Annotated in this window: 5 protein-coding genes; 1 reads left to right on the top strand and 4 read right to left on the bottom strand. The window is 65.6% G+C overall.

The window, feature by feature from the left end:
- Nucleotides 1-749 (bottom strand): uroporphyrinogen-III C-methyltransferase (gene cobA, locus MOV61_RS28615; protein ID WP_247139012.1); only part of this gene is annotated, 749 nt, incomplete at its 3' end.
- A gap of 53 nt (nucleotides 750-802) precedes the next feature.
- Between cobA and MOV61_RS28610 the strand changes: the two genes are divergently transcribed.
- A complete protein-coding gene (locus MOV61_RS28610) occupies nucleotides 803-1915 on the top strand; it encodes a cobalt-precorrin-5B (C(1))-methyltransferase (RefSeq protein ID WP_247139011.1) in 1113 nt (370 codons plus the stop codon).
- Here the strand turns inward: MOV61_RS28610 and cobM are convergent.
- The 3 genes from cobM to cbiE are packed head-to-tail and all read right to left on the bottom strand — an operon-like array spanning nucleotide 1888 to nucleotide 4306.
- Nucleotides 1888-2673, bottom strand: a complete 786-nt coding sequence (gene cobM, locus MOV61_RS28605) for a precorrin-4 C(11)-methyltransferase (RefSeq protein ID WP_247139010.1) — start codon at nucleotides 2671-2673, stop codon at nucleotides 1888-1890. The two genes, MOV61_RS28610 and cobM, sit on opposite strands and share 28 nt — an antisense overlap.
- Complete coding sequence (locus MOV61_RS28600) at nucleotides 2670-3056, bottom strand: cobalamin biosynthesis protein (protein WP_247139009.1); 387 nt, start codon at nucleotides 3054-3056, stop codon at nucleotides 2670-2672. Before MOV61_RS28600 ends, cobM begins: the two co-directional genes overlap by 4 nt.
- Nucleotides 3053-4306 (bottom strand): precorrin-6y C5,15-methyltransferase (decarboxylating) subunit CbiE, encoded by a 1254-nt coding sequence (cbiE, locus tag MOV61_RS28595; RefSeq protein WP_247139008.1) that lies wholly within the window; start codon nucleotides 4304-4306, stop codon nucleotides 3053-3055. Before cbiE ends, MOV61_RS28600 begins: the two co-directional genes overlap by 4 nt.
- Between the last annotated feature and the right edge of the window lie 90 nt (nucleotides 4307-4396).

The raw sequence follows: 4396 nt of genomic DNA, 5'->3' as shown, positions 1-4396 counted from the left end.
ATGGAGACGATCCGGCCGACGACGATCAGGGCGGGCGCGGCGAATTTCTGCCGCACGACCTCCGCCTCGACCGTTGCAAGCGTTGCGGTCAGCGAGCGTTCGTCCGGCGTCGTCGCCGCCATCAGCACCGCGACCGGCGTTTCCGGCGATAGCCCACCTTCGATCAGCAGCCTGGCGATCGTGCCGATCGTGCTGACGCCCATATAGACGACGATCGGCTCGCCGGTTTTCGCCAGCGCCTTCCAGTCCAGGTCGCCGGGGCTGCCGGCCGCATGGCCGGTCGCAAGCGTGATCGCGCGGCTCATCCCCCGCATCGTCGCGGGAATGTTGGCGGAAGCGAGAGCCGCCAGCGCCGAAGTCATGCCCGGCAGGATGCGGAATGGAATGTTTTCTCGAACCAGCGCTTCCGCTTCCTCGCCGCCGCGCCCGAACACGAAGGGATCGCCGCCCTTCAGCCGCAGGACACGCCGGCCCTTGCGGGCGAGTTCGATCAGCAGGCCGGTAATGTCATCCTGGGCGACAGAAGGCTTTCCGCCGCGTTTTCCGACGAAGATCAGCTCTGCGGTCGTTGCGAGCGACAGCACGCCGTCGGAGACCAGTGCGTCGTGGACGATCACGTCCGCCTTGCCGATCGCATCGGCGACTTCCAGCGTCAGGTAACGCGGGTGGCCGGGGCCGGCGCCGGCGAGCCAGACATGGCCGGGCTCGAAGACGGGTGCTGCGACGATGGTTTCGATGCTTTCATTCATATGCGGACCTTTGACCGGTGACGCTCGGCCCCGGTCGGGCTATAGAAACGGCCATGGAAGTGGATGGCAAGAACCTTCGTCGTGGCTGGACCACGGGAACCTGTGCGGCGGCGGCGAGCAAGGCGGCTTGTCTTGCCCTCCTTTCCGGAAAATTCTCCGATCCGGTCGAGGTGACTTTGCCCAGCGGGCAGACGCCGTCCTTCGCGCTCGCCGTCGAAGAAGCCGGCGAGGGATTTGCGAGAGCCGGGATCATCAAGGATGCCGGCGATGACCCGGACGTCACGCATGGGGCGCTGATCAAGAGCACCGTGCGGCGCGGCGCGGCCGGCAGCGGCATCACCTTCAAGGCCGGCGAAGGCGTTGGCACCGTCACCCGCGCCGGCCTGCCCCTGCCCGTCGGTGAACCTGCCATCAATCCGGTGCCGCGCAAGATGATCGCCCAGGCGATCGCAGAGGTCGCCGGCGAAGAGGCAGATTTCGAGGTCGAGATTTCCGTCGCCGATGGCGAAAAAATCGCCGAGAAGACGCTCAACGGTCGGCTCGGAATCCTGGGCGGCATATCGATCCTCGGCACGACGGGGATCGTCATTCCCTTTTCCTGTTCGGCCTGGATCCATTCGATCTGGCGCGGCATCGACGTGGCGCGCGCCGCCGGGCTCGATCATGTAGCAGGCGCCACCGGCAACACGTCCGAAAAAGCGGTGCAGGCGCATCATGGATTGCACGAGATCGCGCTGATCGACATGGGCGATTTCGTCGGCGGCATGCTGAAATATCTGCGCGACCATCCGGTGCCGAAGGTGACGATCGCCGGCGGCGTCGCCAAGATGACCAAGCTCGCGCAGGGCATGCTCGACGTCCACTCCAAGCGCGGACTGGCCGATCTCGAAGCTCTGGCGAAGCTCGCCAGTGAAGCCGGAGCGAGCGAGGAGCTTGCGGCGCAGATAGCGGCTGCCAACACCGTATCCCAGGCGTTTGCGCTCGCCGGCGACAACGGACTGGCGCTGGGCGACCGGATTGCCGCGCTCGCCTGGAAGACGGCCGCCAAGGCGCTCAAACAGCCCGAGGTCGCGCTGGAAATCCTCGTCTTCGATCGCGAGGGCCGGTTGGTCGGCGGGACCGCGTTTACCCCGTCCGATCATTCGGAATCCTTGTCGCCGGCCTGAGGCCAGCCGGGCCTGAAGCGGCGCACGTAATCGGCATTGTAAAGCTGGCTCTCGACGAAATCGGCAGCGCCCAGGCCCTTGCCAACGAAAATCAGCGCCGTGCGTTCGGCTGGTTCCGCCGCCAGCTTTGCTTCGATATCGGCAAGCGTACCGCGGATGATCCGTTCTTCCGGCCAGGAGGCGCGAACGACGATTGCGACCGGGCAATCGGCGCCATAAAGCGGTGTCAGTTCGGCGACAATGCGGTCGAGCGCATGGATGGCGAGGTGGATTGCCAGCGTCGCGCCGGTCGCACCAAAGGCAGCCAGCGTCTCGCCTTCCGGCATTTTCGAAGCGCGGCCGGACACGCGGGTGAGCACGAGGCTCTGCGCCACTTCCGGGATCGTCAGCTCCCGCCTCAGGGCCGCGGCGGCGGCGGCGAAGGAGGGCACGCCGGGGGTCAGCGTGTAGTCGATGCCGTGCTTCTCCAGCCGGCGGATCTGTTCGGCGACGGCGCTCCAGACGGAAAGATCGCCGGAATGCAGCCGTGCGACATCCTTGCCGGCCTGATGTGCCGCCACGTATTCCGCCTCGATATCGTCCAGCGACAGCGACCCGGTGTCGACGATCCGCGCATCTTGCGGGCAATAGTCGAGCAGTTCCTTCGGCATGATCGAGCCGGCATAAAGGCAGACCGGTGAGCGGGCGAGAATATCGCGGCCGCGCACGGTGATGAGGTCGGGGGCGCCGGGTCCGGCGCCGATGAAATGCACGGTCATGAATGGTCCTTCGAGCGTGCCAGCGCGCAGGTGGCGCCATCGGCAATCAGCCGCGCGACGATCAGTTCGGAAGCTTCGCCGGCGGCGGCCAGTGCCGCGGCTTCGGAAAGGCTTGGCGTGGCCGTTTGCGCAAGACTGTGTTTCGAAACTGTTCTGGTGCGCGCTTCCACCTGCTTCAGCGCCGCCTCGTCGACAATCTGCAGGGGCAGGCGCAGCCGCTCCGCAAGCGCGATCATCCCCGGCTCATGCCGCTTGATCTCGCCGGTCGCCAGAACGGAAACGGATTCACGTGAAATATTCGCCGCGGCGCAGGCAGCAGTTAGCGCCGAAAGCAGCGCTTCCGCGGACGTCCCCTTGCGACAGCCGAGACCGGCGGCAATCATGGTTTCACTCCGGGTTTCGTCCAGCTCCATTGGGTGACCGGCATGGCCGGCTTCCAGCCCGACATGCCGCCGATCGGCGCTGCGCGGGAAACCTCCATGCGGATCAGTTCGCCGCCGAGTTTCGCATGCGCTGTCAGGAGGACCGCTTCCATTTCCAGCGTCACGGCATTGGCGACCAGCCGCCCGCCGGGCTTCAACGCCTCCAGGGTCCTATCGAAAACGCCGGGTTCGCTGCCGCCGCCGCCGATGAAGATCGCATCCGGCTGCGGCAGGCCGGCCAGAGCTCCCGGCGCCTCACCTTCGACGATGCGCAGTCCGGGCACACCGAATGCCGAGGCATTCCGCGCGATCCGTGCTGCCCGATCCGGATTGGCTTCGATTGCAATGGCCTTCAGGGATGGATCGGCGAGCATCCACTCGATTCCGATCGAGCCCGAGCCGGCGCCGATATCCCACAACAGTTCGCCGCGGTGCGGAGCCAGTGCCGAGAGCGTCAGCGCCCGGATTTCACGCTTGGTGATCTGCCCGTCATGTTCGAACAGCGTATCGTCCAGTCCGAAAGCGCGCGGAAGGACAAAGGCCCCAGCTTCGGCCTTTACGACGATAGCGACGACATTCAGCACGTGGATATCCACTAGCGCGAACTCATCTGCCTGCTGCGAACGGATGCGTTCCGCCGCGCCGCCCAAAGATTCCAGAACAGTTATCCGAGAAGGCCCGAAACCGGTGCGAGACAAAAGCTCCGCCAGCGCCGCCGGCCCGTTCTCATCGGATGTCAGCGCGATGATCCGCCGGCCAGGATGCAGCAGCGGTCGGATGTAATCGAGCGGACGGCCATGCAATGATACGGTTTCGATGTCCTGCAACGGCCAGCCAAGCCTTGAGGCGGCCAGCGAAAAGGCCGAGGGGGCAGGATAAGCGGTATATTCTTCAGGCGCGACATGGCGGGACAGCGTTGCGCCGACGCCGAAGAAGAAGGGGTCTCCGGAGGCCAGCACGCAGACCTTTTGGCCACGCAGCGCCACGACGTCGCGCATTGTTGCATCAAACGGTGTCGGCCACGGTCGGGCTTCGCCGGTGATCAGGGAGGCTGCCAGTTCCAGATGCCGCCCGCCGCCGAAAACGACGGCGGCTGAAGCAATTGCCGCGCGCGCATTGTCGCCGAGGCCCGGCACGCCATCTTCGCCGATGCCGACGATGGACAGCCAGCGGCTTTGGGCTAAAGGTTTCCGAACTGATTCAGGAGGCATCTTGCAACGCTCCATTCTCATTCTCGGCGGCACGGCGGAAGCCCGCGCGCTGGCCGGAAAACTCGCCGGCGATCCGCGGTTTGCCGTGGA

The sequence above is a fragment of the Neorhizobium sp. BETTINA12A genome (assembly GCF_023006485.1).
Taxonomy (GTDB): domain Bacteria; phylum Pseudomonadota; class Alphaproteobacteria; order Rhizobiales; family Rhizobiaceae; genus Neorhizobium.
The sequence above is the reverse complement of the archived record's forward strand: the minus strand, read 5'-3'. Positions and strand labels throughout refer to the sequence as shown.

Excerpts from the sequence above, each read along its gene's own strand:
- MOV61_RS28610 (WP_247139011.1), top strand. The coding sequence starts at position 803 with ATGGAAGTGGATGGCAAGAACCTTCGTCGTGGCTGGACCACGGGAACC.
- cobM (WP_247139010.1), bottom strand. The coding sequence starts at position 2,673 with ATGACCGTGCATTTCATCGGCGCCGGACCCGGCGCCCCCGACCTCATC.
- MOV61_RS28600 (WP_247139009.1), bottom strand. The coding sequence starts at position 3,056 with ATGATTGCCGCCGGTCTCGGCTGTCGCAAGGGGACGTCCGCGGAAGCG.
- cbiE (WP_247139008.1), bottom strand. The coding sequence starts at position 4,306 with ATGCCTCCTGAATCAGTTCGGAAACCTTTAGCCCAAAGCCGCTGGCTG.